This is a genomic window from Hydrogenophaga palleronii NBRC 102513, from assembly GCF_001571225.1.
Taxonomy (GTDB): Bacteria; Pseudomonadota; Gammaproteobacteria; order Burkholderiales; family Burkholderiaceae_C; genus Hydrogenophaga; species Hydrogenophaga palleronii.
Genome location: NZ_BCTJ01000009.1, coordinates 51298 through 77504, shown reverse-complemented (window position 1 = coordinate 77504; position 26207 = coordinate 51298). Strand labels below are relative to the sequence as shown.

Annotated in this window: 25 protein-coding genes; 10 read left to right on the top strand and 15 right to left on the bottom strand. The window is 66.4% G+C overall.

Annotated features, from left to right (window positions below):
• Positions 1 to 157: 157 nt before the first annotated feature.
• The 8 genes from HPA01S_RS08785 to HPA01S_RS08750 are packed head-to-tail and all read right to left on the bottom strand — an operon-like array spanning position 158 to position 8112.
• Positions 158 to 1138, bottom strand: coding sequence for a Bug family tripartite tricarboxylate transporter substrate binding protein (locus HPA01S_RS08785; RefSeq protein WP_066268945.1), 981 nt, complete (start codon positions 1136 to 1138; stop codon positions 158 to 160).
• Between the two features lie 15 nt (positions 1139 to 1153).
• Positions 1154 to 2149 carry a D-erythronate dehydrogenase gene (gene denD, locus HPA01S_RS08780; protein WP_066268943.1) on the bottom strand — a complete coding sequence of 332 codons (996 nt, stop codon included), beginning with the start codon at positions 2147 to 2149 and terminating at the stop codon, positions 1154 to 1156.
• Positions 2146 to 2934, bottom strand: a complete 789-nt coding sequence (gene otnI, locus HPA01S_RS08775; protein ID WP_066268938.1) for a 2-oxo-tetronate isomerase — start codon at positions 2932 to 2934, stop codon at positions 2146 to 2148. The genes denD and otnI overlap by 4 nt, the downstream gene beginning before the upstream one ends.
• Positions 2935 to 2947: 13 nt before the next feature.
• Positions 2948 to 3619, bottom strand: coding sequence for a class II aldolase/adducin family protein (locus tag HPA01S_RS08770; protein WP_066268936.1), 672 nt, complete (start codon positions 3617 to 3619; stop codon positions 2948 to 2950).
• Entirely contained in the window at positions 3616 to 4890 is a 1275-nt protein-coding gene (gene otnK, locus HPA01S_RS08765; RefSeq protein WP_066268934.1) for a 3-oxo-tetronate kinase, read from the bottom strand. The genes HPA01S_RS08770 and otnK overlap by 4 nt, the downstream gene beginning before the upstream one ends.
• Positions 4883 to 6328 (bottom strand): FAD-binding oxidoreductase, encoded by a 1446-nt coding sequence (locus tag HPA01S_RS08760; protein WP_066268933.1) that lies wholly within the window; start codon positions 6326 to 6328, stop codon positions 4883 to 4885. The genes otnK and HPA01S_RS08760 overlap by 8 nt, the downstream gene beginning before the upstream one ends.
• Positions 6325 to 7302 carry a Bug family tripartite tricarboxylate transporter substrate binding protein gene (locus tag HPA01S_RS08755; protein WP_066268930.1) on the bottom strand — a complete coding sequence of 326 codons (978 nt, stop codon included), beginning with the start codon at positions 7300 to 7302 and terminating at the stop codon, positions 6325 to 6327. Before HPA01S_RS08755 ends, HPA01S_RS08760 begins: the two co-directional genes overlap by 4 nt.
• Positions 7303 to 7326: 24 nt before the next feature.
• On the bottom strand, positions 7327 to 8112 hold the full coding sequence (locus HPA01S_RS08750; protein ID WP_066268929.1) for an HpcH/HpaI aldolase family protein: 786 nt from the start codon (positions 8110 to 8112) through the stop codon (positions 7327 to 7329).
• Positions 8113 to 8183: 71 nt separating this feature from the next.
• Between HPA01S_RS08750 and HPA01S_RS08745 the strand changes: the two genes are divergently transcribed.
• Together HPA01S_RS08745 and HPA01S_RS08740 are read left to right on the top strand one after the other, a co-directional pair.
• Entirely contained in the window at positions 8184 to 9101 is a 918-nt protein-coding gene (locus HPA01S_RS08745; protein ID WP_066268928.1) for an NAD(P)-dependent oxidoreductase, read from the top strand.
• A complete protein-coding gene (locus HPA01S_RS08740; RefSeq protein ID WP_066268926.1) occupies positions 9098 to 9814 on the top strand; it encodes a FadR/GntR family transcriptional regulator in 717 nt (238 codons plus the stop codon). Before HPA01S_RS08745 ends, HPA01S_RS08740 begins: the two co-directional genes overlap by 4 nt.
• Positions 9815 to 10284: 470 nt before the next feature.
• On the opposite strand, the gene glmS is transcribed toward HPA01S_RS08740, so the two are convergent.
• Positions 10285 to 12141, bottom strand: coding sequence for a glutamine--fructose-6-phosphate transaminase (isomerizing) (glmS, locus tag HPA01S_RS08735; protein ID WP_066268925.1), 1857 nt, complete (start codon positions 12139 to 12141; stop codon positions 10285 to 10287).
• 134 nt (positions 12142 to 12275) lie between these two features.
• Between glmS and HPA01S_RS08730 the strand changes: the two genes are divergently transcribed.
• Positions 12276 to 12764, top strand: a complete 489-nt coding sequence (locus HPA01S_RS08730) for an Lrp/AsnC family transcriptional regulator (RefSeq protein WP_066268923.1) — start codon at positions 12276 to 12278, stop codon at positions 12762 to 12764.
• 162 nt (positions 12765 to 12926) lie between these two features.
• Positions 12927 to 13688 carry a DUF2726 domain-containing protein gene (locus tag HPA01S_RS08725; protein ID WP_066268920.1) on the top strand — a complete coding sequence of 254 codons (762 nt, stop codon included), beginning with the start codon at positions 12927 to 12929 and terminating at the stop codon, positions 13686 to 13688.
• 55 nt (positions 13689 to 13743) lie between these two features.
• On the opposite strand, the gene glmU is transcribed toward HPA01S_RS08725, so the two are convergent.
• The gene (glmU, locus tag HPA01S_RS08720) at positions 13744 to 15165 is read right to left on the bottom strand and encodes a bifunctional UDP-N-acetylglucosamine diphosphorylase/glucosamine-1-phosphate N-acetyltransferase GlmU (RefSeq protein WP_066269113.1); all 1422 of its coding nucleotides are present in this window, start codon (positions 15163 to 15165) and stop codon (positions 13744 to 13746) included.
• Here glmU and HPA01S_RS08715 point away from each other — a divergent pair.
• The gene (locus HPA01S_RS08715) at positions 15164 to 16084 is read left to right on the top strand and encodes a DUF6279 family lipoprotein (RefSeq protein ID WP_157084938.1); all 921 of its coding nucleotides are present in this window, start codon (positions 15164 to 15166) and stop codon (positions 16082 to 16084) included. The genes glmU and HPA01S_RS08715 overlap by 2 nt on opposite strands.
• 32 nt (positions 16085 to 16116) lie before the next feature.
• Here HPA01S_RS08715 and HPA01S_RS08710 read toward each other — a convergent pair whose 3' ends face one another.
• From HPA01S_RS08710 to HPA01S_RS08700, 3 genes are all read right to left on the bottom strand, one after another.
• Positions 16117 to 17406: an SLC13 family permease gene (locus tag HPA01S_RS08710; RefSeq protein WP_066268916.1), complete on the bottom strand. Its 1290-nt coding sequence runs from the start codon at positions 17404 to 17406 to the stop codon at positions 16117 to 16119.
• A 176-nt stretch (positions 17407 to 17582) separates the two neighbouring features.
• Positions 17583 to 18563, bottom strand: a complete 981-nt coding sequence (locus HPA01S_RS08705) for an MBL fold metallo-hydrolase (RefSeq protein ID WP_066268912.1) — start codon at positions 18561 to 18563, stop codon at positions 17583 to 17585.
• Positions 18564 to 18653: 90 nt separating this feature from the next.
• On the bottom strand, positions 18654 to 19256 hold the full coding sequence (locus HPA01S_RS08700) for a TetR/AcrR family transcriptional regulator (protein ID WP_066268911.1): 603 nt from the start codon (positions 19254 to 19256) through the stop codon (positions 18654 to 18656).
• A 38-nt stretch (positions 19257 to 19294) separates the two neighbouring features.
• Here HPA01S_RS08700 and HPA01S_RS08695 point away from each other — a divergent pair, with 38 nt between their 5' ends.
• Positions 19295 to 19687: a TfoX/Sxy family protein gene (locus HPA01S_RS08695; protein ID WP_066268907.1), complete on the top strand. Its 393-nt coding sequence runs from the start codon at positions 19295 to 19297 to the stop codon at positions 19685 to 19687.
• A 10-nt stretch (positions 19688 to 19697) separates the two neighbouring features.
• Here the strand turns inward: HPA01S_RS08695 and HPA01S_RS08690 are convergent, their stop codons facing one another.
• Positions 19698 to 20231, bottom strand: coding sequence for a DUF2917 domain-containing protein (locus tag HPA01S_RS08690; protein WP_066268905.1), 534 nt, complete (start codon positions 20229 to 20231; stop codon positions 19698 to 19700).
• A gap of 128 nt (positions 20232 to 20359) precedes the next feature.
• Here HPA01S_RS08690 and HPA01S_RS08685 point away from each other — a divergent pair, with 128 nt between their 5' ends.
• Together HPA01S_RS08685 and HPA01S_RS08680 are read left to right on the top strand one after the other, a co-directional pair.
• A complete protein-coding gene (locus tag HPA01S_RS08685; RefSeq protein ID WP_066268903.1) occupies positions 20360 to 21406 on the top strand; it encodes a LysR substrate-binding domain-containing protein in 1047 nt (348 codons plus the stop codon).
• A 110-nt stretch (positions 21407 to 21516) separates the two neighbouring features.
• Complete coding sequence (locus tag HPA01S_RS08680; RefSeq protein WP_066268900.1) at positions 21517 to 22431, top strand: DMT family transporter; 915 nt, start codon at positions 21517 to 21519, stop codon at positions 22429 to 22431.
• A gap of 33 nt (positions 22432 to 22464) precedes the next feature.
• Here HPA01S_RS08680 and HPA01S_RS08675 read toward each other — a convergent pair whose 3' ends face one another.
• Positions 22465 to 23115 carry a 5-formyltetrahydrofolate cyclo-ligase gene (locus tag HPA01S_RS08675; protein ID WP_084360573.1) on the bottom strand — a complete coding sequence of 217 codons (651 nt, stop codon included), beginning with the start codon at positions 23113 to 23115 and terminating at the stop codon, positions 22465 to 22467.
• 87 nt (positions 23116 to 23202) lie between these two features.
• Here HPA01S_RS08675 and HPA01S_RS08670 point away from each other — a divergent pair, with 87 nt between their 5' ends.
• Positions 23203 to 25158 (top strand): lytic transglycosylase domain-containing protein, encoded by a 1956-nt coding sequence (locus HPA01S_RS08670; RefSeq protein WP_066268894.1) that lies wholly within the window; start codon positions 23203 to 23205, stop codon positions 25156 to 25158.
• 6 nt (positions 25159 to 25164) lie between these two features.
• Positions 25165 to 26118: a complex I NDUFA9 subunit family protein gene (locus HPA01S_RS08665; RefSeq protein WP_066268891.1), complete on the top strand. Its 954-nt coding sequence runs from the start codon at positions 25165 to 25167 to the stop codon at positions 26116 to 26118.
• Positions 26119 to 26207 lie beyond the last annotated feature (89 nt).

Here is a 26207-nt window from a genome sequence, read left to right as displayed (position 1 = left end):
CACCCAAATCAGCAGGATAGGGTTCTCGCGTGGGACAAATTTGAGTGAGAACGGCTGCTCTGACCAGGGAACTTCAGGGCGAATGCAATGCGTTGTTCACCTTCTTGGCTTGCAGATGCCTTCAGCCAAGACGGTGAAAAGACAACTTCGCTGAAGTTCAGTCAACAACGACGTTCACGTCCTTGGCCACCTTCTTCCATTGAACAATCTCACTCTGCACGTAGCGAGTGAACTCTTCTGGTGTGCCACCCACAGTGGTCAGGCCAGCAGCGCTGAAACCGCTCTTGATGGAGGGCATGCTTTGCACACGGTTAATCGCCTCATTGAGCTTCTTGACGATCGCCGGTGACATGCCGGCGGGGCCAGAAATGCCTTGCCAGCCCGAAATCTCAAAGCCCGGCAGCTTCGCAGCCTCGACCACCGTCGGAACGTCTGGCAATTCAGGCACACGCTGCAGACCGGCTGTGGCGATCAAACGAAGTTTGCCGGCCTTCACATGCGGCATCATGCTGGCCTGGTCGGCGAAAGCGACTTTGATGTGACCGGCGATCAGGTCCGTCACCAGCGCACCGACACCTTTGTAAGGCACGTGCACCAGATCCGCCCCGGTGCGCGACTTGAACAGTTCGGCGGCAAGATGCTGGGCACTGCCGCTGCCCGAAGAACCATAGGTCAACTTCCCGGGATTGGCTTTGGCGTAAGCCAGGAGCTCGGGAATGGTCTGCACTGGCAGATCGGGGTTGACAATCAGCACATAGGGCACCATCACCGTCTGCACCACCGGAGTGAAGTCCTTCAAGGGGTCGTAAGACATCTTGCTATACGTGGCCGGGTTCATGGCATACACGGCGATGTTGCCGACCAAAAGGGTGTAGCCATCCGGCGCTGCCTTGGCCACCGCTTCGGCGCCGATCATGCCACTAGCACCCGCACGGTTGTCGATGATGACAGGCTGGCCAAGAACCTTGGAAAGCTCCGGTTGAATGCTGCGAGCGTACAAGTCCACGCCGCCTCCAGGTGGAAACGGCACCACCAATCGCACCGGCTTGTTCGGGTAGTCATCGGCTGCCGCGGGAACGGTCCACAGCGCGGAAAGAGTGAGCAGCAGAAAGCCAACAATGCGCAGACGGATATGCATAGCGATTTTTCCAGATCAATGGGTGGAGGTGGGCGCGTGGTCGCGCATGTACTGCTCGATGACCGAGCGGAAATCGACATCCGCGCGCAGGCCCAGCGCCTGCGCGCGTTCGCTGTGAAAGCGAGCTGGCCAGCCACCGACGATGCGTTCCACAGCCTCGTTGCGTTCGAAACGCACACGCTGCATAACGTCGTCGCCAACCACTGCCTGCAAGGCAGCGAGCATCTCCCGCACGGTGACCGTGAGGGCGGGAAGATTCAGCGCCGTGCGTCCACCAAAGTCTTCACGTGACGCTTCGGCCACGGCGACAATGCCGGCGATGGTCGTGGCGGGAGATGCCAACGCCACGGCAGTGTCCAGATCCACCGGGCAAACGGCCTCCATGTCCGCGAGAGGTTCGCGCACGATGCCAGACAGGAAACTGGACGCCGCGCCGTTGGGACGGCCAGGGCGCACTGAAACTGTCATCAGTCGCGCACAACGGCCATCGATGTAAGCCTTGCGGGTGTAGTCGGCTACCAGCTGTTCACACACGAACTTGTGGATGCCATAGCTTGACTGTGGCGTTGGAAGGGTGTGATCTTCCACGGCGGAGGGCAGGGGGAGTGCCGGGTCCGAGCCATACACCGCCACCGAACTGGAGAAGAAAAACAGCGGAGCGTTGCCGCCACGTTCGGCCTGCTGCCGGCACGCATCCAGCAGCGCGCGCGTGGTGTCCAGATTCGAGCGCAGACCCAGGTTGAAGTCGGACTCGCACTCCGCTGACACCGCCGAGGCGAGATGAAACACGGCATCCACGGGCTCGCCCATCAGCACGGGAAGCTGTTCAAGCAGATCCCCTGCCCTGCATTGCACGCGTGCATCGGCGCGAAGCGCTTCATCACGACTCTCGACCAGATCGGCCAGCACCAACTGGTCAATGGGGGCGCCGCGCAGTGTGCCTTGCTCCAGCAGAGCGCGAGCCAGCAGGGTGCCCAGAAAACCGGCGCCGCCGGTGATGATCACTTTCATACTTGAGAATCCTTGTAGGGTTGAATCCAGTTCAGTCCGCTGGACGTGGCGGCGCGGGGCCGGTATTCGCACCCCACGTAGCCCGAGTAGCCCAACGCGTCGAGTTCGGCGAGCAACCAGGCGTGGTCCAGCTCGCCCTCATCGGGCTCGTGGCGGTGAGGAACACCCGCGATCTGGACGTGTCCCACGTCCTTCAGATGGCGCTCCAGTCGCGTGCGCACGTCGCCTTCCATGATCTGGCAGTGATAGAAGTCCATCTGCACCTTCAGATTGGGTGCAGCCACTTCTGCCACGATGTCGTGCGCCTGCTGCTGGTAGTTGAGGAAGTAGCCAGGCATGTCGCGCGTGTTGATCGGTTCGATAAGCAGCGTGATGCCATGCGGCGCCAGTTGCCTCGCAGCCAGGCGCAGGTTGCTGACGAACGTCTGGCGCATTTGCACTCGATCGGCTCCCGCGGGCACCAGCCCGGCCATGGCGTGAAGCCTGTGGCAACCAATGGCCCGGGCATAGCCGATGGCACGGCCCACACTCTCGGCAAATTCATCTTCCCGGCCCGGCAGGGCGGCCATGCCGCGCTCCCCAGCAGCCCAGTCACCGGGCGGCAGGTTGAACAAGGCTTGGTTCAGCCCGTTGCGGCGCAATGCGAGGGCAATGTGCTCCGGCGCATGCTCATAAGGGAAGAGAAATTCGACAGCGCGAAAGCCATCGGCGGCGGCGGCATCGAATCGATCCAGGAAGGCATGCTCCTGGTACATCATGGAAAGGTTGGCGGCGAAGAGAGGCATGTGATTTCCGTTCTCACCAGCGAGCGCCCATGTGGCGCGTCAGTTCGTCGATCTGTGCTGCCTGCAGCGGTTGCGGCCGTGGCTCGCATGTGAGCCACAGGCGCGCGGTCTCTTCCAGTTCTTCCAGCACCGCCATGGCGGCGGCCGGGCTCTCGTGCCACACGTTGGGACCCAGGCGGTCCAGCATCACGGCGCGGATGGGGGCGCCGCGCTGCTGGCCGCGCGCGATCACGGCAACCACCTCGGCCGCCGCAGCCGGATCACCCGGTCGGTGGTAGCGGATGAGAGGGACGTGCCCCACCTTCATCACGTAATAGGGCGTGATCGGCGGCAGGATGTCTTCTTCATGCCAGACACCCTGCAGCGTCAGCCGGACCAGATGCGTCGAGTGTGTGTGGATGACGCAACGGGCGGTCTCGTCGGCTGCGTAGATTCGGCGATGAAGGGCCAGGGTCTTGCTGGCGCGTTCGCCAGACTGTTGCACGCCTTCTTCGTCCACCCAGGCCAGCGCCTCGGGTCGCAGAAAACCCAGACAGGCGTCTGTGGGCGTGATGAGAAAACCACCACCGAGCCCGGCGTCCAGTCGCACACTGATGTTCCCCGCCGTCGCATGGACGTAGCCGCGCAAGAACAGGGAGCGTCCGACGCGGCAGATTTCGGCCCGCAGGTCTTGCAAGGTCGTCATGCGGTCAGCGCCAGGGCTTTGGCGAAGAAATCTACTGCCCCGAAATTGCCAGACTTCAAGGCCAGAAGCAGCTCACGGCCCACTGCCTGGGTCCAGGGAACCCCCGGGTCGATCGTCCCGCCGATGCGCAACTGTTGAACATCCAGCGCCTGCACCACTGCGCCAGAAGTCTCGCCTCCGGCGACCACGAACCGGCGAACACCCCGCTCGGCTAGTCCCGCAGCGATGTCTGCCAGACACTGTTCAACCAGCAGGCCCGCCTGCTCGACGCCCAACAAAGCCTGTGCAGCCTTCACCTGTTCAACGCCGGCGGTGGCGTACACCAGCACTGGTCCCTCGACAAGGCGAGGCGTGGCCCATTCGATTGCGCCCTGCGCAAGCGACTTTCCTGCGGCCAAAGCCAGCACGTCGATCTGCAGCGCAGGCCGCCCCGCTTCGATCCAGTGCCGGACCTGCGCGTTGGTCGCCGTGGAGCACGAACCGGATAGCACGACACCAAAGCCGCCCACACCTGGCAGATCGGCCGCACGGGCATCGAGCTTCAGCCAGCCGCGCGCCTCATAGGCCGCAGGCAATCCAAGTGCCACCCCAGATCCGGCGGTGATCAGGGGCAGGTCAGCGCAAGCGTCTGCCAGTGTGCGCAGGTCCTGGTTATCGATGGCATCTGCAATGGCCAGTCGCACGCCTTCGGTGCGCAGTTGTGCCATTCGTTCTCGCGTGGCGGCCACACCCGGTCCAACGGATTCGAACGCAATCAACCCGACCTTGCCCTTGGTCTGCGCCTGAAGCACTCGCATGAGGTTGGCGTCGTTCATGGGGGTCAGCGGGTGGTGACGCATGCCCGAGTCGGAGAGCAGCGTGTCGCCCACGAACAGATGCCCTCGATAAACCGTGCGCCCGTTCTCCGGAAACGCCGGACATGCAATGCTGAACTCGCTGCCCAGCGCATCCAGCAGTGCATCGGCCACGGGGCCGATGTTGCCCTCAGGGGTCGAGTCGAAGGTGGAGCAATACTTAAAGTAAATCTGCCGGGCCCCAGCCGCCTTGAGCCACTTCAAAGCGTCGAGCGATTCCTGCACCGCCTCGGCGGCGGGTACGGTTCGGGTCTTGAGGGCCACCACGACCGCGTCGGCCTCGGGCACGAGTCCCTGTGGCACACCAATGACCTGAACCGTTCGCATGCCCGAGCGCACCAGCATGCTGGCCACGTCGGTTGCACCGGTGAAATCGTCCGCAATTACGCCCAGGACAGGCTTTGCACGATCAGCCATCGATCAACTTGCCCGGATTCATCAATCCCTCTGGATCGAATGCCACTCGAACACGGCGCATCATTTCCAACTCTAGCGGCGCACGCAGCCGGCTCAGTTCATCCACCAAAACGTAACCCACGCCGTGTTCGGCGCTGAAGGTACCGCCGAGCGCTACGGCCTCGTCGTGGACCGCCGCGCGCACGGCATCCGCCACAACGGGCTGGTCTTCGACTTGCGACCACGCCTCGAACGAATACCTCGGGATGAAATGCACGTTGCCATCGCCCATGTGCGCCACCAGGACGATCTCAAGCTGGGGCCAGCGGGCCAGCACGGCGCGGCTGGCGTTCTCGATGAACACCGCCAGAGATTTCACCGGCACCGCCACGTCGGTGGACAGGCCCATGCCCGCCTTGCGGTTGGCCTCGGAAATGCCATGCCGGATGTGCCAGAAGGCGGCGCGCTGAGCTTCGCTCGCAGCAATGGCGGCATCGCGAAGCAGCCCGCGCTCGCTGAGTTGACCGAGTGCGTCTTCCATCAGCCCGTTCAGGTCTGCGCGAGCGTAGGTGTCGCTGAGCTCCAGCAGCACGGCATAGGGCGCATCTGGATCGGCAGGCAGGCGCACATCGGGGAAATGGTCCTGCACGGCACGCAACTGCGCGCGGTTGAGCAGCTCATAGGCCGCAATGCGGTCGCCAGCGATCGACTGCAGATGAGCCAGACACGCCAGAGCGTTCTCGACGCTGTCAAGCGTCAACCAGGCGTTGGCGAGCACGGCCGGACGTGGGTGCAGGCGCACCGCCACCGCCGTGACGATGCCCAGCGTGCCTTCGCCACCGATGAACAGGTGCTTGAGGTTGTAGCCAGCGTTGTCCTTTCGCAGCGTGCGCAGGCCGTTCCAGATGCGGCCATCAGGCAGCACCACTTCCAGGCCCAGCACCTGCTCGCGGGTGTTGCCGTATTTGAGAACCCCCGTGCCACCCGCGTTGGTGGAGACGTTGCCGCCAATCTGGCAAGAGCCCTGCGCACCGAAGGTCACCCCGTACAGGCGTCCCTGTTCGGCCGCAGCCTGTTGCAGGGTTTCCAGCACGCATCCTGCCTCGGCCACCAACGTATTACCGACAGGATCAATCTCCCGAATCCGGTTCATCCGTCGCATGGCGACGATCACCGGCGCACTGCCGTCGTCGCGGCGTGCACCCACAGGCGTGGCACCGCCCACAAGGCCGGTGTGCCCTCCCTGGGGTAGCACCTTCACTCCGGCCTGCGCGCAAAGACGCACGACGGCGGACAACTCTTCGGTGCTGGCGGGCAACACAACGGCGCAGACTTCCCCCCGGTAGCGACCGCGCCAGTCCTCGACGAAAGGCGCCAGATCAGGCGGCTCTGTCAAGACATGTTCGGCTCCGACAACCTTGGCCAGGGCGGCCGGCAAGTCCACGATGGAGGTGTTCATTTCAGTATTTCGCGAAGGTTCAGTTTGTCGATTAGCACGGTTTCTTCGGCATATGACTGCTCAATGTACTTTCGGTAATCCGCCGGCTCCTGGTACATGAGTGGCATATCGAATTTATCGAGCGCAGCCTTGAACTCCGTACTTTTGCTGGCCTGCCGGAAAGCCTCGGCCAATTTCGCCGACACATCGGCGGGCAGTCCGGCCGGGCCCGCCACGCCGCCGGGCGCGGACATCAGGACGTTGTATCCCAGCTCCCTCATGGTCGGCACGTCGGGGAAGCGCGCCAATCGCTGCTCTCCCCACACGGTCAATAGACGCAGCTTGCCCTGCAGCACCAGCGGCGCCCATCCCGACGAGTCAGCCACCATGTCGACATGGCGGCCCAACAGTCCTTGCGTTGCGTCGTTGCCGCCCTTGTAGGGCACATGCAGGAACTTCACACCCGTGGCCATCTCGATGACTTCCATGCCGATGTGAGTCTGATTACCAACGCCGGGTGAACCGTACGTGAGCTTGCCCGGATTGGCCTTGGCATAGGCAAGCAGGTCCTTCATTGACTTGAAGGGGGAGTCGTTATGCACCACGATACCGAATGTGAGACCGGCGACACGTGCAATGGGTGTGAGATCCTTGCGCGGATCAATCTTGAGCGTGCCCAACTGCGAGAAGCGCGTGGCCGACAGCGGCAGTTGGCCAATGGTGTAGCCATCGGGCCTCGCATTGGCCAGCGCCCCAACACCCAACGTGCCGGAAGCGCCTGGCTTGTTATCAATGACGATGGGCTGGCCCAGATGCTCGGAGGCAACCTGTGACAGCACTCGCATGGTGTTGTCGGACGTGCTGCCAGCCGGCCACGGCACGATGAAGGTGATGGGGCGCTGCGGGAAGGTTTGCGCGTGGGCAAACGGCGCGACCAGGGCCATAGAAGCGCCAACGAGCAGGACGCGGCGGCGGGTCAATCGTTTGGTAGTCATATGTCTCCTTTTTTGTGGAATGAATCAATAGCCTGCGGCACCACTCGCCGGGCGGGACTTCACGGTGCGGAACAACTCCTGAGCGGCCATCGCCAGCAGGCGCCCGTCGTTCGAGACGGTGCGCAGCGAAAAGCCTTTGTTAGCCATTCGCATGGCGTAGTCGATGGGTGAGCAGTGCATGACACTGAACTTGCCAGCACGCTCAACGGCCACTCGGATCGTCTCGATCGCGGCCAGCAGGGTGGGGTGGTCCAGATCCGCCACGGGATCCAGGCCGAGCGTCAGGCTCAAATCGGAGGGACCGATATAGACGCCGTCCAGGCCCGGCACCGACACGATGGCGTCGATGTTCTCCACGGCCTGGCGGGTTTCGATCATGGCGAACGTCAACACTTCGTCGTTGGCCTTCTTCCAATAGTCGGCGCCCGCAACGACGGGCGCGCGCGTAGGGCCGAAGCTACGGGTGCCCTGTGGCGCGTAGCGGCAGACCGACACGAACTGCTCGCACTGCTCGCGGGTGTTGACCATGGGGCAGATCACACCAAAGGCACCCGCATCGAGCACCTTCTGGATCAGCCCGGGCTCCATCCAGGGCACACGCACCATGGGCGTGACGTCCGACCCGTTCATGGCGCGCAGCATGTGAACCGTGGCCTCGAAATCGGAAAGCCCATGCTGCATGTCCACGGTCATCGAATCCCAGGGCTGGCGCGACATCACCTCCGCCACGGCCGGACTGCCCAGCACCAGCCACGCATTTAGCAGCCCCGGCTCCCGAGCCTGCATCCGAGCCTTGAGTCGGTTGTTCATGGATTTGTCTCCTTGGTTAAGTCTTATGATAACCATATAATCTGCTCAATTCAAGCCAATCCACAACTCACATGACACAACCTGCTTGCCGCGTCGGCTTCATCGGCCTCGGACTCATGGGCCATGCCCTGGCCTCTAACTCGGCTCGCGCGGGGCATGCGGTGTCCTTGCTGATTCGCAACGACAAAGACCGCAACACCGCGGCCGCCCTGCTCGCTCAAGGCGGCCAGGAGGCGTCCACGCCAGCGGCGCTGCTGGAGCAGGTCGATACCGTGGTGATCTGCGTGAGTGCCACGCCTCAGGTGGAGGACGTTGTGTTCGGAGCCTCGGGCTTGTTGTCCGGCCCGATCGCCGGGCGCACTGTCATCGATTGCTCGACGTCCATTCCCGAGTCCTCGCTACGAATCGCTGCGGCACTGCGAGCTCAAGGTGCCGAGTTTGTTGACGCTGCCATGACCGGCACGCCCCGAGACGCCGAGGCAGGCGCCATCAACCTGCTGCTCGGCGGCGCCCCCCAGGTGCTGGCCCGTTTGGAAGGTCTGATGCACTGCTGGGCCAGGAACCTCTACCACTGCGGCGACACTGGCACCGGGCACTCGGTAAAGCTGTTGCACCAGTTCGTGGTACTGAGCAATGCCGCCGTGCTGGCGGAGGCCTATTCGCTGGCCCGCAAGACCGGTGTGAACCTCAATGTGCTCGGTGAGGTGATCGCCAGCGGTGGCGCCAACAGCACGGCCTTTCAGCGACTGCGCCCCTACGTGGAAGAGGGCAACGACGAAATGTTCCGCTTCTCGCTGGGCAATGCACTCAAGGACATGCGGTACTACAGGAGCATGAACGAAGCCGCCAACGCGCAAGGCGCCCTCAGCGAAGCCACGATCTCGGCCTACACTAGTGCATCCGAGCAGGGACTGGAAGCGCTTTTCGTCCCGCACCTGCTTGATGCCATGGACCGACTGAATGGACTAGCCCCTCCCGATCGCATATGAACGACGCCGCGCTCACAGATGACCTCGCGAAGCCGACGCTCACCGACAGACTGGCGCAACGCTTGATCGACGAGATCCAGAGAGGGGTGCTCAAGCCGGGCGAACAACTGCCAACCGGTCAAGAGTTGTCGAAGCGATTTGGCGTCAGTCTGTCAGTGGTGCGCGAGGCCATATCGACCCTCAAGGCAGAGGGCATGATCCAGACCCGCCAGGGCGCTGGCGCATTCGTCAACTTGGACAGCACATCGCGCCCGTTCAGGCTCACCTCCCGCCAGGCATCACCCGTCGGACCACAGAAACTGTTCGAGTTGCGCACCGGCGTTGAAATGCAGGCCGCCACCCTGGCGGCCGAGCGAGCCACCGACGCGCAGTTGCGCGCCATCGAAGACGCCTACGCTGCCATGGAAGCCGACATTGCCGCAGGGGGCGACAGTGTTGCCTCGGACGTGCTGTTCCACCGGCGGATCGCAGAGGCGGCCGACAACGAACTGTTTTCCAACTTTCTCGATTTCCTTTCGGATCACATCCGCGGCACGATCAAGGAATCGCGCGAAGACGACGCTTGGCAGACCCACCGAGATGAGGTGATGGCCGAGCATCGCGCCTTGCTGGACGCCATCCGCAGCCGCGACCCGGAAGCCGCACGCGCAGCGGCTCAGGCACACATGAGCAACTGTCTCAAGCGCTGCCTACCCGCAGCCGACGGCGCATAAGACTCGTCAAAGCAGGTGCAAGAGCCGCCCTTCGTGGCACCACCTCGACCCGGCGCGCTCACCTCCAAGGTGATGGCAAGTGAGCCAATGAGCGCGGCATCGAACTCGAATCCAGCCGACCCGGCAAGCCGACCGATAGCGCCAACATGGAGAGCCCTAACGATCGGCAGCGCAGGAAATGCCTCAATGCCACCTGGTTCAGGCTGCTGAAGGCGCTCGGAGCAAGATCGAAACACCGCGGCAGCACGACAACGAGAGCCGCCCCCTCCGTGCGGACCGTGCCATCCCGACGAGTTGGCAAGCCGTTGCAGCGTGCACGCTGCAACGGCGATCTCAGAGAGGCCAGAACGCTCTACTTCCGTGCAGTACTGAATACGGCACAAGGTCACTCGCAGCCATCAACCTTGACTCGATTCTGAGTAAACGGTTTCGTTTCCCTCGCACACAAAGCGCACGAAATCATCACCCCATCATTCGACGGTCACCGACTTGGCCAGGTTTCTGGGCTTGTCCACGTCCGTGCCCTTGGCCAGCGCGGTGTGGTACGCCAGCATCTGCAGCGGCACCACGTGCAGCAGCGGGCTCAGGGCGCCGTAGTGCTCGGGCATGCGGATCACGTGGATGCCTTCGCCGCTGGTGATGCGCGTGTCGGCATCGGCCAGCACGTACAGCACACCGCCGCGCGCGCGCACTTCCTGCATGTTGCTCTTGAGCTTCTCCACCAGCGCGTCATTGGGAGCCACCGTCACCACCGGCATGGCCGCAGTCACCAGCGCCAGCGGGCCGTGCTTGAGTTCACCGGCCGGGTAGGCCTCGGCGTGGATGTAGCTGATTTCCTTCAGCTTGAGCGCGCCTTCCAGCGCAATCGGGTAGTGCAGGCCACGGCCGAGGAACAGCGCGTTTTCCATGCGCGCGAAGTCTTCGGCCCAGCTGATCACCTGCGGCTCCAGCGCCAGCACGGCCTGCAGGGCCACCGGCAGGTGGCGCATGGCTTTCAGGTGTTGCGCTTCTGCCTCTTCGCTGAGGTGGCCGCGCGATTGCGCGAGCGCCAGCGTGAGCAGGAACAGGCCGGCCAGCTGGGTGGTGAAGGCCTTGGTGGATGCCACGCCGATCTCCACGCCGGCGCGTGTGATGTAGGCCAGTTCACATTCGCGCACCATGGCCGAGGTGGCCACGTTGCAGACCGTCAGCGTGTGCTTCATGCCCAGGCTTTGCGCGTGGCGCAGCGCGGCCAGGGTGTCGGCGGTCTCGCCGCTCTGGGTGATGGTCACCACCAGGGTGCGCGGGTTGGGCACGCTGGTGCGGTAACGGTATTCGCTCGCCACTTCCACCTGGGTCGGGATGCGTGCGATCTCTTCCAGCCAGTACTTGGCCGTGCAACCGCTGTAGTAGCTGGTGCCGCAGGCCAGGATGAGCACGTTGTCGATTTCCTTGAAGATGCCGTACGCGCCGTCGCCGAACAGCTCGGGCGTGATGCCCTCGACGCCTTCGAGCGTGTCGCCAATGGCGCGCGGCTGCTCGAAGATTTCCTTCTGCATGTAGTGGCGGTAGGGGCCGAGCTCGGCCGCGCCGCTGTGCGCCTGCACCGTCTTCACGGGCCGCTGCTCGGACGACAGCGAACGCCCCTTGGCGTCCAGCACCCAGTAACGGCCGAGTTGCAGGTCGACCAGGTCGCCCTCTTCCAGGTACACGATCTGATCCGTCACACCGGCCAAGGCCATGGCGTCGCTGGCGAGGAAGTGTTCGCTCGCGTCCTGGCCGACACCCAGCACCAGGGGTGAGCCGGCGCGCGCGCCGACCACGCGGTGCGGCTCGTCCTTGTGGAACACGGCCAGCGCATACGCGCCATGCAGTTGCGCCACCGCGCCTTGCAGCGCCGCGAACACATCGCCTTCGTAAAGGGAGTCGATCAGGTGGGCAATGACCTCGGTGTCGGTCTGGCTCTCGAACACATAGCCCTTGGCCTGCAAGGCTTCGCGCAGCTGGTCGTGGTTTTCGATGATGCCGTTGTGCACCAGCGCCACCCGGCCGGGCGTGCCGGCGGCCGCGCCCGGGCCGTGGCTGAAATGCGGGTGGGCGTTGTGCACCACCGGCGCACCGTGCGTGGCCCAGCGGGTGTGGGCGATGCCGGTGCCGCTGGCAATGGCCTCCTGCTGCACCTGTTGGGCCAGCTCGGCCACGCGTGCCGTGCTGCGTGCGCGGCGCAGGCCGCCGTTGTGCACCGCGACACCGCAAGAGTCATAACCGCGGTACTCCAGCCGCTGCAGACCTTGAACCAGCACGGGCACGATGTCGCGCCCCGAAACCCCTGCCACGATGCCACACATACGCTGTACTCCTGAATTGCGATGCTGGATGCTAAGCAAGCCCATCAGAAATTAATCATCAAATATTCAAGGCATATGGCCGATAATTTCTCGCAGCAAATAGCGAGGCCAAATATTTCATAGATTCAAAATTCATGGAATCAATCAACATCGACGACGCCGACCTGCGCTTGCTGGACCTGCTGCAAGCCGATGCCTCACGCAGCAACCAGGCGCTGGCCGAGCTCGCGCACCTCTCACCGCCCACCAGCCTGCGACGCATCAAACGCCTGCGCCAGCTCGGCCTGATCGAACGGCAGGTGGCCCTGCTCAGCGCCGACCGCCTCGCCCCGCTGCTCGGCCACGGCCTGACCGCCCTGGTCGAGGTGACGCTGGAACGCCAAAGCGCCGAGCAGCTCGACGCCTTCGAGGCCCGCATCCTGCCGGCACCGGAGGTGCAGCAGTGTTACCGCGTGAGCCCCGGGCCGGATTTCATGCTGGTGGTGCACTGCGCCGACATGCCGGCCTACCTGGCACTGGCGCAGCGCCTCTTCACCAGCGACGCCAACGTGCGCAACATCAAGGCCTTTTTCAGCCTCAAACGGGCCAAGTTCGACCCTCGGTTGCCGCTGGCGCGCAGCTAACACTAAATCAACACAAAGCTGCCGACGCCTGTTTTCTTTTGATGCATATCTCACGGAACCCCCATCTGAGAGGCTTGCGCGGGCCAGAAGATGTACCCAGTCTGTAACACGCCCCTAAAATGCGGCCAAACGACAACATTTGTTTGGTTCAAGGAGCAGGTTATGGAGATGTGGACGATTGCGACTGTCATCGCTGCCGTTCTGGTGCTGATGGCGCTGACCCTCTGGGCGGTCAAGCGTTCCGCGCGCAACGCCTCTTCGGGGCGGGACGACCGCTACACACCGGAGCGCATCCTCACGCCCGAACAGGCCCACATGCTGGACTACCTGCAGGACACGTTCCCGGGCCAGGTGGTGTTGCCCAACATCACCCTCACCGGCATGCTGTCGGTGCGCCGCGCGGTGAACCGCACCCGGGCGCAACAGCGCCTGAACGAACAAAAGGTGGACTTCATCGTCTGCGGCGAAGATGGCCGCCCCAGCTTTGCGTTCGACATCGAACAACACCACCTGAGCGACGCCAAGGCCAAGGCGCACAAGGTCAAGATGAAGAACCGCATCCTCAAGAGCGCGGGAGTGCGGTTCGTGTTTCTGAAGAACGGCATCCACCGCATGCCGTCGCCCGCCGACTTCCGTGCCCAGCTCAACCTGGCCGAGCTGCCCAAGCCCCCACCCAAAGTGGACAAGCGCGACAGCGCCATGCAGCAACTGGAAAGCCAGTTCTCCGGCTTCGACCAGCAGCACAGCAGCAACAACGGCTTTCGCGAGTCCGAAGTCATGGGCATGAGCGGCTTGATGGACCTCCCACGCCAACTCGGTGGTGGCCGCCCACGCAACAAGGTCGGCAACGGCAGTTTCGGCGAGAGCCGCCAGCCGGGTGAGAGCGGCTTCGACGGCAGCTCTTACGACGTGCGCGGGGGCTGACAGCCCCCGTCCTGCGGCAAGGCGGCGTCAGCGCCTGACCAGCCGCCGCAGGGCTTCAGCCCTTTTTCTTCGCCGGTCGCTGCCAGTTCTCCAGCGCCATCTGCTTGCCGCGCGCCACCGCGAGGGCGCCCGGTGCGGTGCTCTTGGTGATGGTTGAACCCGCGCCCACCGTGCCACCGGCACCGATGGTGACGGGCGCCACCAGCACGCAGTTGCTGCCGACGTGCACGTCGGCCTCGATCACCGTACGGTGCTTGTTGGCACCGTCGTAGTTGGCGGTGATGCTGCCCGCGCCGTAGTTCACCCGCTCGCCCACGGTGGCGTCGCCCAGATAGGCCAGGTGGTTGGCTTTGGCGCCGGCGGCCAGGGTGCTGTTCTTCACTTCCACGAAGTTGCCGATGTGCACCGCCTCGCCCAGCTGCGCGCCCGGTCGCAGGCGCGCGAACGGCCCGATCAGCGCGCCCCGGCCCACCGACACGCCGAGCTTCTCGCCGTCGATGTGGGTGAACGGGTGGATCACCGCTCCGTCGTCGATGGCGGCGTTGGCGATCACGCAGTTGGCGCCAATGCGCACGCCCTCGCCCAGCTTCACGCGGCCCTCGAACACGCAGTTGACGTCGATCTCCACGTCAGCCCCGCACAGCAGTTCGCCACGCACATCCAGCCGCGCCGGATCGGCCAGGCGCACGCCCTGCTCCATGAAGGCTTCGGCCAGGCGGCGCTGGTAGGCCCGCTCCAGGTCGGCCAGTTGCACCGGGCTGTTCACGCCGGCCACCTCCACCGCGTCGTGCGTCACCACTGCGCGCACCGCCAGGCCTTGCGCCACCGCGTGTTTGACGACGTCGGTGAGGTAGTACTCGGCCTGGCTGTTGTCGTTGGTCAAACCGGCCAGCAAGGGTTTGAGCAGGGCCGCGGGCGCGGCCATCACGCCGCTGTACCACTCGGTGATGCGGCGCTGCGCCTCGTTGGCGTCCTTGTGTTCCACGATGGCGTGCACCGAACGGTCGGCGTCGAGCGAGCGCACGATGCGGCCATAACCGGTGGCATCACCACCCGTGTCCACGGTCAACAGGGCGAGGTGCTGGCCTTCGCAGGCCTGCAGCAGGGTCTCCAGCGTGGCCTGCCCGATCAGGGGCACGTCGCCGTTGAGGATCAGCACCACGCCGTCGTCCGGCAGCACCGGCACGGCCTGCTGCACCGCGTGGCCGGTGCCGAGCTGGGGTTGCTGGCGCACGAAGCGCAGCTGGGGGTCGGCATGGTCAGCGTTGCCAATCGGGGCCGTGAGGCCGGCTTCCACCTGTTCGGCGCCGTGGCCAGTAATCACCACCACCGAGCGCGCGGATAACCGCGCTGCGCAGTCGATGACGTGCTGGGCCAATGCGCGGCCGCCCAAACGGTGCAACACTTTGGGCCGCGAGCTTTTCATGCGCGTGCCTTTGCCCGCCGCCATCACCACCACATCCACAGGGAACGACATGAACACCTCTTGCAAAGACGGGTTGCACAGCGTTCTTGCCGGCCATCACCCGCTGCGGATTATCGCCCGCCGGGTCGCCAGGCCCCTGGCGCTGCTGGGCATGTGCGTGGTGCTGGCCGCGTGCACCACGACACGCCTGGCCTACAACCAGGCACCAACACTGAGCTACTGGTGGATCCACCGCCATGTGGACCTGAACGACACGCAGACGGCCCAGACGCGCGAAGACCTCAAGACGTTCTTCCAGTGGCACCGCAGCCAGGAACTGCCGGCCTATGCCAGTCTGCTGCAGCAGTGGCAGGCCATGGCCACCGACCGGCTCACACCCGCGCAGGCTTGCACCCAGCTCGACGACATCCGCGCGCGGCTCGACCGCGTGGCCGAGGAAGCCGTCGAACCGCTGGCGCGGCTGGCGCGCCGGCTCAGCCCCGAGCAGCTGGAGCACCTGAAGCAGCGGCAGGCCAGGAGCAACGCGGACTTTGAGAAGGACTTCCTGCGCGGCAGCCCCGAGCAGCGCCTGAACAAACGGCTGGACAAGGCGGTGGAGCGCAGCGAGTCGTTCTACGGCACGCTCAGCACCGCCCAGCGCGAGTTGCTGCGCGAGCTGTTGCAAACCTCGCCGTTCGACCCGCAGCGCACCCAGTCGGAACGCCTGCGGCGTCAGGCCGATCTGCTGCAGACGGTGCGCGACGTGCAGGCCAGCCCCGCGCGTGCCGAACAACTGGTGCGCGAACACATCGACCGCATCCGGCAGTCACCCGACCCGGCCTACCAGGCCTACAGCGAGGCTTTGCTGCGCCAGAGCTGCAACCAGTTCGCCGCGCTGCACAACAGCACCACGGCCGAGCAACGCGCCAGCGCGGTGCGTGCGCTCAAGGCCTACGAAGACGACTTCCGCACCCTGCACGCGCAGCGTTGAAGCCAGCGCAGGCGCTGCCGTCGCGCCCGCCGTCAGCCGAGTCCGAAGCGCATCCAGCCCCAGACCACGGCCAGCGTGAGCAGGGTCACCGGAATGCCGGTGACGGCGTGGCGCTTCCAGTCGATCACGATGCCCTGCTCGCGCGCCAGGTCGGCCACGATCAGGTTCGCAATCGAACCCACCAGCAGCAGGTTGCCGGCGAAGGTGGTGACCAGCGCCAGCATCACCCCGGACTGCGCACCGGCGCCGCCCATGTGCGGCAGCAGCAGCATCACCGCCGGCACGTTGGACACCAGGTTGGACAGCACCGCGCCGGCCACCAGCAAAGGGCCCGGCTCCACCAGGTGCACGCCCTGCTCGCCCAGCCAGGCCACCGCCTGCGCGGCCAGGCCGGTGGTCTCGAACGCGTGGTTCACCACGAACAGGCCCATGAACAGCAGCAGCAGCGGCCAGTCGATCAGGCCCAGCACACGCGAGGAATGCAGCCGCCGGCTCAGCAGCAGCAGGCCGGCGCCCACCAGCGCGGCGACATCGCGCGGCCAGTCGGTGAACAGGAAGATGCCCATGAGCGCCGCCGCCACGGTGAGGCCCTTGCTGGTCTGCCAGCGGTCAAACGCCGGCTCTTCGGGCGGCGCGGCCTCGAACACCGCCGCCGGCAGCGGGCGGGCGGGTGCGCCCGGCGCGGGCGCGGCGGCGCGCGCGCCGGGCCCGAAGGCCAGCCACAGCCAGAGCAGGCCCAGGCCTATCAGCACCGGCGGCAGGGCCTGGCGCACGTAGGCGCCGAAGGGCAACTGCAGCACCGAGCCGATCAGCATGTTCTGCGGATTGCCGATCAGCGTCGCGGCCGAGCCGATGTTGGCCGCGCAGGCCAGGCCGATCAGGAAGGGCAGCGGGTTCAGGCCACGCTGCAGGCACAGGCGCGCCACCACCGGCGTCATCGCCAGGCACACCACGTCGTTGGAGAACACGGCGGAAAGTGCACCGGCCACCACGATCAGCGCGGCCAGCAGGCCATGGCGCGACAGCGGCATGGCCGCCACGCGGCGCGTGACCGCGCCGTAAAACCCGCCCAGGCGCATCTGCGCCGACACCACCATGAAGGCGAACAGCATCACGATGGTGGGCAGGTCGATGGAGCGCGCCGCGTCCTCCACAGGCAGACCGCTCAGGGCGATGACCGCGATCGCACCCAGCAGGGCAACCCCGGCGCGGTCCAGCTTCAGGCGCGGCAGGCCTCCAAGAAACATGCCGAGGTAGACGATGGCGAACACCGCGACGATGCCCCAGTCGGTGGCGGTGTGGTGCAGGTGCGGTGTGGGCATGGGCAGGCGGTGGCGGACGGTGCGGTGGATCGTAGCGTGTACGACAAAAAGCCGCCCGAGGGCGGCTTATGTGGTTTATGTGTTGGGTTCTGCAGCATCGGAGCGCCTGGCTTTCAGACCTGCCCGTTCCGGTCAGGCTTGCAGCGCTGAAGCGCTTGTAAGCCTGCCCCTGCGGGTCAGGCCTGCAAGGCCGCCCACATCTCCTTGTCCCGCTCGGCGGTCCAGATGCGGGGGTTCTTGATGCCCTGGGCTTCGTCGTAGGCGCGGCTCACGTCGAACGGCAGGCAGTGTTCGTAGATGAACACGTGGCCGAACACCGGGTCCATGCTCTTGCGGGTGTGGGCCATGGCGGCCTTCAGGTCCATGCCGGCGGCGGCGGCTTCCTTGCCGGCCTGGAACAGGGTGGTCACCCAGCGCTGGGTGTAGTCCAGCGCCTTGTTGACGTCGGCGTTGCCCTTCATGGCTTCGCCACGGCCCGGCACGATGTACTCGGCCTTGAGCGCGCGCAGGGCTTCGAGCGTGGCGGGCCACTCTTGCAATTGGGCGTCGCCGGTGTAGACGCCGGCTTCGTATTCCACCAGGTCGCCACTGAACAGCACTTTTTCTTCTTCCACCCAGGCGATGGTGTCGCCGCGCGTGTGGCCCTGGCCGGGGTGCCAGATCTGCACCTTCACGCCACCCAGGTCCACCTCCAGGGTGCCCTGGCGACCGGGCTGGCCGTCACCAACCACCAGCGTGGGCCAGGTCAGTCCGGGCACGCTGTCGGCGCCGCGGAACAGGCGCGGGAAACGCTCCATCTCGCTCTGCATGTCCTGCGCACCACGTTCGACGATCAGCTCGTAGGTGCCGCGGCTGGCGATCACCTCGGTCGCGCCTTCGGCCTTGTAGGCGCTGGCGCCGAGCACGCGCACGGCGTGGTAGTGCGTCAGCAGCACGTACTTGATGGGCTTGTCGGAGACGGTGCGGATGTTGCGGATCAGGTCCTGCGCCATCGCCGGCGTGGCGGTGGCGTCGCTCACCATGATGAACTGCTCGCCAATGATCACGCCCGAGTTCGGGTCGCCTTCGGCGGTGTAGGCCCAGCAGTGTTTGCTGAGTTGCTCGAAGGTGGTCTTCTTGTCGGCCAGGTCGGCCTGGGAGGCAAAGGCTTTGCTCATGGGGTCTCCGTGTGGGGGAAGCCGGAATTTTACCTAACCGAAATCAATTACGCATCAGTAAACCTCAAGACCCGGCGCGCGGATGTGGATTCAGCCGCCAGAAAGGCCCCGCTCCAGCACCTGCACCACCTCGTCGGCGAAGGCCTGGTAGCTCATGCTGCCGTCCGGGCGCAGCCAGGTGAAGGTCCAGTTGATCATGCCGAACAGCATCATGGTCAGCGCCGTCTGGTTGGCCGGTGTCACGCGCTCCGGGTAGGCGCGCTTGAGGAAACGGGTGAAGGCGGCGACCACGTCGCGCTGCCGGTTGAGGATGGTCTCGCGTTGCAGCTCACCCAGGAACTTGGTGTCGGACAACAGCGCCACGTGGCGCGTGGCCGAGGTTTCGTACTCGTCCAGAAAGGCCCGCACCAGCTCGCTCAGGGCATCGCGCTCGTTCAGGTTCTTGCGCTGGGCACGCGCCTCGGCCTCGCCGATCAGCGCCAGCAGGCGCTGGGTGTAGCGGTCCAGCAGGTCGAACAGGATCGCGTCCTTGCTCTCGTAGTAGTGGTACAGCCGCGCCTTGCTGGTGCCGCAGGCGGCGGCGATGTCGTTCATGCTGGCGGCCGGGAAGCTCTGCGCCGCGAAGCAGCGCGCCGCCACGTCGAGGATCTGGTCGCGCTTGAGGTCGTGCGTCGCGGATTTGGGTCTGGCCATGGGTGGATTGTCGCCCCCGTGCCGCTTACCATGCCGCCATGGCCAAACCCGTCGATCCCTTCGCGCTGCACGCCTGTGAACTGCTCTCGTGCGTGGGACCGTGTGTGCCCAAGCGCATGTTCGGCGGCTGGGGCATCGGCACCGATGGCATGAACATCGCACTGATCTTTGACGAAACGCTCTTCCTGAAGAGCAACGCCGAGACCGAGCCGCAGTGGCTGGCGGCCCGCGGCCGGCCTTTCCTCTACGAGTTCAAGGACGGCACATCCGGCAGGCTGAACTACCACACGCCGCCGGACGAAGCGCTGGAGTCCCCCGCCCTGATGCTGCCCTGGGCGCGGCTGGCGCTGGAGGCGGCGGTGGCCGCGCGCCGGCCCAAAAAGCGGGCGGCTGCGGCCGGCCCGCGCACCAGCAAGAAGAAAAAGGGCTGACGCCGCGCGTTCAGCGGGTGCGCGGATCGCAGGCCGTGGCCAGCGGGCGCGCGCGGCCGGTGACCAGCAGGCCGCCGTAACCGAACAGGCCACGCACCAGCCGGCCCACCGCCGCACCCACCTGCCAGAGCGCCTGGGCGAGCTCGCGCGAGGGTGCCACCACCTCCCGCACAAAACCGTCGCGCCAGAGGGCCACGGCCGGCACGGGCGATTCGGCCTGCCAGTCGAAGCGCACCGGGCCGACGGTACCGGCCGGCTGCCAGGGTTCCATCACCAGGCGCGCACCGGCCGGCACACGCAGGATTTCCCCGGCACAGAGCATGAAGTCACCCGACTGGTTGCCCCGGCCCATGCCCGGGCCCTGGCGCGGCAGGTCGAGGGTGACCCAGGCGCGGCCTTCGGTGATCTCCAGCCGGCTCGGCAACTGCGGCCGCAGGCTCATGGCCAGCCGCTCTTCGAGGCGCCAGCCACGCGGTGCCGCCGGCGTGCGGACACGGTCGGCACGGGATTCGGCAACGGCAGAGGCGGTGGAAGGGGTGGTCATGGGAGGCTCCTGGGAAAGGGGACGATGGCTCATCCTGGGAATGAATGATCGGCGCACAGCCCCCGTCCGTCCAATGAATACGCAGTAAGCTATTGATTCTCGAACCGCATCAATGCCCCGGAGCCCCCATGCAGCTCACCAGCAGCCACCCCCGCACCCGCCCGATTGCCGCCGGGCACCTGCGCGCCTTCGAGGCGGTGGCCCGGCACCTGAACTTCCGCGCCGCCGCGGAAGAGCTGTCGCTCACACAGAGCGCGGTGAGCCGGCAGATCCAGTCGCTAGAAGACGAGGTCGGCACCGCCCTGTTCCTGCGCCACACGCGCGCGGTCGAGCTCACCGCCGCCGGCTCGCAACTGCTGCGCGCGTCCAGCATGGCGCTGGAGCGCATCGATGCCGCGGTGCGCCAGATCCGCCAGAGCGCCGGGCGCAAGAGTGTGGCCATCACCACCTGGGCCTCGTTCGCCTCGATGTGGCTGATCCCGCGGCTGGAAGCCTTTCAGCGCGACCACCCCGACATCGACATCCGCATCGACGCCACCGATGCCGCGGTGGACCTCACCACCTCCGACGTTGACCTGGCGCTGCGTTATGCCGTGCCGCAAGCGATGCCGGCCAACGCACAACGCCTCTTTGGCGAACAGCTTACGCCGGTGGCCAGCCCCTGGCTGCTCAAGTCGCACCCGATCCGCAGCATCGAAGACCTGTCGCGCTGCGCGCTGATCGAGGCCGGCGACGCGCACCGCACGCGCCACCTTGAGTGGCTCACCTGGCAGCGCTGGCTCGAAACCTTCGGCGGCGCGCCGCTCGCCGGCACCGAGGCCGGCGCCAAAGGCAAACGCAGCACCGCGCGCAGCGCACCGGCCAAGCTTTCGCCGCAACGCTGGATGTACTTCAACTACGCCAACCAGATCGTGCAGGCCGCGCTCACCGGCCAGGGCGTGGCGCTGGCGCGCCTGCCGCTGGTGGCCGAGAGCCTGGCCAGCGGCGCGCTGGTGGAGCCCCTGCCCCACGTCCGGCTGGACTCGCCGCTGGTGTACTGGCTGCTGGTGGCGCCGCGCAGCGCGCAGCGCCCCGAGGTGAAGGCCTTCTGCGACTGGCTGCTGCTGCAGGCCGCGGCCACGCGCGAGGCCATCGGCGACGTGCCCGACCCGGACACGGTGGACAACATGGATTGACGGCCCCGCGCCACCTGCGGCGCAGCCTCCCGAAAGAGGCAACACTGGCGGCCCGGCAAAACCGGCTCCGCGGTGTGCTGGCCCGCACAATTCGCTCCACAAACGCATTCATGAACAAACCGCTCCTCGCTTCCGGCAACCTGCGCAGCATCGTCTTCATGGTGATGGCGGTGGGCTGTTTTGCGCTCATGGACGCCTTGCTCAAGGCGCTTTCGGCGCGTTACCCGGTTCTGCAGATCGCGGCCCTGCGCGGCATGACGGCGCTGCCCCTGGTGCTGCTCTACATCAGCTGGCGCCGCGCCTGGCACACCGTGCTCAAGGTGCGCTGGCCGCTGCACCTGCTGCGCGGCGCGCTGGGCATCACCATGCTGGCGCTGTTCACCCTGGGCGTGCGCGAGCTGCCGCTGTCGGCCGCCTACACGCTGTTCTTCATCTCGCCGCTGCTGATCACCGCGCTGGCGGTGCCGGTGCTCAAGGAGCGGGTGCCGCCGGCGCACTGGTGGGCCATCGGCGCCGGTTTCATCGGCGTGCTGATCGCGCTGCGGCCCAGCGGTGACGCCCTGCAGGCAGGCTTCTTTACCCTCGGTGGCCTGGCCACGCTGACCGCGGCCCTGTGTTACGCGGTGACAGCGGTGGCCGGGCGGCTGGCCAGCCGCACCGACAGCAGCGAGAGCATGGTGCTGTCGATGATGTTGCTGGTGGCCATCGGCGCCGGCGCGCTGGCCTGGCCCGACTGGGTGGCGGTGCAGCGCAGCGACGCGCCACTGCTGCTGGCGCTGGCGGTCACCGGCTTCTGCGGCCAGCTGGCCATCACCGAAGCCTTCCGCCACGGCCAGGCCTCGGCCGTGGCGCCCTTCGAGTACACCGCGCTGGCCTGGGGTGTCGGGCTGGACTGGGTGGTCTGGCAGACACTGCCAAGCGGCCACACCTGGCTGGGCGCGGCCATCATCATCGGCAGCGGGCTCTACCTGGTGCGGCGCGAGAAACGCATCACCGAAGTGCACGCCAGCGCCGAGCACCCCTGAGGGGCGCCGCCGCAGCGAGGGGGCCTTGCCGGTCTAGCGTTCAGGCCACATCACCCCGGTGTCCGACAGGATCGCGTCCAGCGGCACATCGTGGATCTCGGGCCGCAGGTCCGGCACCCAGCCGAAGTCGTAACCCAGGCCGACGGTGAAAGGTTTGGGGCTCAGGCTGGCCAGCGTGCGGTCGTAGAAACCGCCGCCGTAGCCGAGCCGGTAACCACCCGGGCCGTAGCCCACACAGGGCACGAAGATCAGCGTCGGTTCAACGATCTCGGTGTCCTTGGGCTTGGGAATGCCGTAGGCGTCTTCCTCCATCGGGCAGCCCGGGTACCAGGTGTAGAAGGTCAGCGTCTTGTCGACCTTGTTCACCACCGGCAGGCCGATGCGGCGGTGCCGCTGCTGGCCCTGAGCGTCTTCCTCCAGCCCGGCCTCCTGCCAGCGGAACAGCGCCGGCAGCGGATCGAACTCGCCCTTGATCGGCCAGTAGGCGCCGATGATGGTGTCGGGCCGTTCGATCAGCCAGACGCGCATGACACGCTGCAGCAGGTCGTTGCGCCAGGCCCGGTCGGCCAGTCCCTGGCGCTTTTCGATCAGCGCCTTGCGCCATTCGGCCTTCAGCGCTGCCGCCGGTCCTTCCGCAGGCGCGGCGTGGGGTTTGTGGGGGCTCTGACCATCTTTGTTGTCCATAATCGAGACATGAATCTGGTTGTTGAGAAACAGGGGGCCGCAGCCCGTGTGCAACGGCATCTGCACAAGCGCGGTCTGCGGCTCATTATGGCGGTGCTCCTGTTGCCCTCGGCGGTGCTGGCCCAAAGCGTGGCCGGCGACGCCGCGCTGCTGGAGATGCGCTCGGCCTACTCACGCGGCAACAGCTTTGCGCTGGCCAACCTGCTGCCCAGCGTGCGCGGCCACACGCTGGAGCCGCTGGCGATCTACTGGGACATGCGCGCGCGGCTGGACCGCGCCACGCCGGCCGAGATCCGCGGCGCACTCGACAGCATGCCCGGCACCTACTGGGAAGACCGCCTGCGCAACGACTGGCTGCTGCAACTGGCCAAGGCCGGCGACTGGGACAACTTCGACACCGAGCTGCCGCGCTTTCGCATGAACGACGACCGCCAGGTGCGTTGTTACGCCCTGATGCGCGACGTCGCCACCGGCCGCACGCCGGGCGACGCCGCCGCCCCGCTGGTGCAGGCCAACTGGCTGGCGCAGCGCGACGCCGACGACGGCTGCGCCAGCGCCGCCCGCGCCTTGTTCGCCAGCGGCCACCTCAAGCCGGCCGCCGTGTGGCAGCGCGCGCGCCTGGCCATGGACAGCAACCGCCCGCGCGTGGCGATGCAGGCCGTGTCCCTGGTCGATCCCGACATCGTGCCCACGGTGGACAGCATCGCCGCCAACCCGGCCAAGTACCTCGACGACAAGATCACCGCCATCCGCCCGCGCACCAAGGAGCTGGTGACGCTGGCCATCATCCGCCTCGCCGCCAGCGACCCGGCGGTGGCCGCGCAGGAGCTTGAACGCACGCGCTGGCAGGCCCAGCTCACCAAGGAAGAACGCAGCTGGACCTGGGGCGTGATCGGCCGGCGCGCCGCACAACGCCTGCAGCCCGACGCCCTCGGTTACTTTGCCAAGGGCGAGGCGCGCGACATGCACGACGAGCAACTGGCCTGGATGGCCCGCGCCGGTCTGCGCGCCGGCGCCTGGGCCGCAGTGCACACGGCCATCGGCGCCATGGGCGAAGCGCAGCAAAGCGAAGCGGTCTGGGTCTACTGGGACGCGCGCGCCCTGCAGGCACTGCAACTGCCTGACGCGGCCAGCGCCCAGGCACGCGCCCGCGCGCTGTTCGAGAGCATCGCCTCCACGCGCGACTTCTACGAACAGCTGGCGCTGGAAGAACTCGGCCGGCCCATCACCGTGCCACCCGCCCCGGCCCCGCTCACCGCCGACGAACTGTCCGCAGCGCAGAACGACCCCGGCCTGCGCCGTGCGCTGGCGGCGATCCGCCTGGGCCTGCGCAGCGAAGGCGTGCGCGAGTGGAACTACACCGCCAACCTGCACAGCCCCGGCGGCCTGCCCGAGCGCGAGCTGCTAGCCGCCGCCGCCGTGGCCTGCCAGAACGCGCTGTGGGACCGCTGCATCAACACCAGCCTGCGCACGCCCGAGCTGATCGACCACACGCAACGTTTCCCCACGCCGCACCGGGCACAGGTGGTGAGCCGCGCAACCGAGATCGGCCTCGACCCGGCCTATGTCTATGGCCTGATCCGGCAGGAAAGCCGCTTCGTCACCGACGCGCGCTCCGGCGTCGGCGCCTCCGGCCTGATGCAGGTGATGCCGGCCACCGCGAGCTGGACAGCGCGCAAGATCGGCATGACCGACTTCAAGCCCGCCCAGATCACCGACCGCGACACCAACATCCGCATCGGCACCGCTTACCTGAAGCTTGCGCTCGACGACTTCCAGGGTTCGCTGCCGCTGGCCGCCGCCGCCTACAACGCCGGCCCTGGGCGCCCGCGCCAGTGGCGCAACGGCCCGGTGCTGCCGGGTGAGGTCTGGACCGAGAACATCCCGTTCGAGGAAACGCGCGATTACGTCAAGCGCGTGCTCGCCAACACCACCAACTACGCTGCCCTCATCACCGGCCAGCCGCAGTCGCTGCGCGCACGCCTGGGCTCGGTGGGTCCGGCCCCGACCAACCTGCCGCCCGCCAACCCCGACCTGCCCTGAGCCCCCATGAAAAACGTCCTCGTCCTCGGCGGCACCGGCTTCATCGGACGCCACGTCTGCGAAAAACTGCACCGCCAAGGTTGGGGCATCACGGTGCCCACGCGCCGCGCCATCAACGCCGCGCGCGTGCAGCACCTGCCACGCGTGACGGTGCTGGAAGCCGACGTCCACGACCCGGGCCAGCTGCTGTCGCTGCTGGACGGCCACGACGCGGTGGTCAACCTGGTGGCCATCCTGCACGGCAGTGAAGACGATTTCGAACGCGTGCACGTGGAGCTGCCGCTGTCGCTGGCCGAAGCCTGCGCCGCCGACGGCGTGCGCCGCGTGGTGCACGTGAGCGCACTCGGCGTGGGCCTGGACGGTGCTTCCCGTTACCAGCGCAGCAAGGCGCGCGGTGAAGAAGTGCTGCGTGGTGCAGGCCTGGACCTGACCATCCTGCGCCCGGGCGTGGTGTTCGGCAGCGGCGACCGTTTCCTCAACCTGTTCGCGCGCCTGCAGGCCGTCCTGCCGCTGCTGCCGCTGGCCGGCGCACACACGCGCCTGCAACCGGTGTGGGTGGAAGACGTGGCCAACGCGGTGGTGGCCAGCCTGCGCGACCGCGGTCTGCCGGCCAGCAGCGTGGGCCAGACCTTCGAATGCACCGGCCCCGACGTGCTGACCCTGGCCGAACTGGCGCGCATCGCCGGGCGCTACGGCAGCCAGCAGCGCCCGGTGTGGGCCCTGCCCGCGGCCCTGGCCCGCCTGCAGGCCGGTGTGATGGAGTGGCTGCCCGGCGAACCGCTGATGAGCCGCGACAACCTGGACTCCCTGGCCAGCGACAACCTGGCCACGCAACAGTGGCCCGGCCTGACCGCACTCGGCATCCAGCCGACCAGCGTGCACAGCGTGGCCCCCACCTACCTGGGCCAGCGCGGCGGGCGCAGCCAGTTGTTGGATTACCGGCACGGCGCCGGGCGCTAATCCCCCGCTAGTCCCCTTTTCTTCCGGCGGTATCCCCTGTAGGGGTATTTTTTTGGCACACTCGCCCGGTTGCCAGAATTGAATACCTT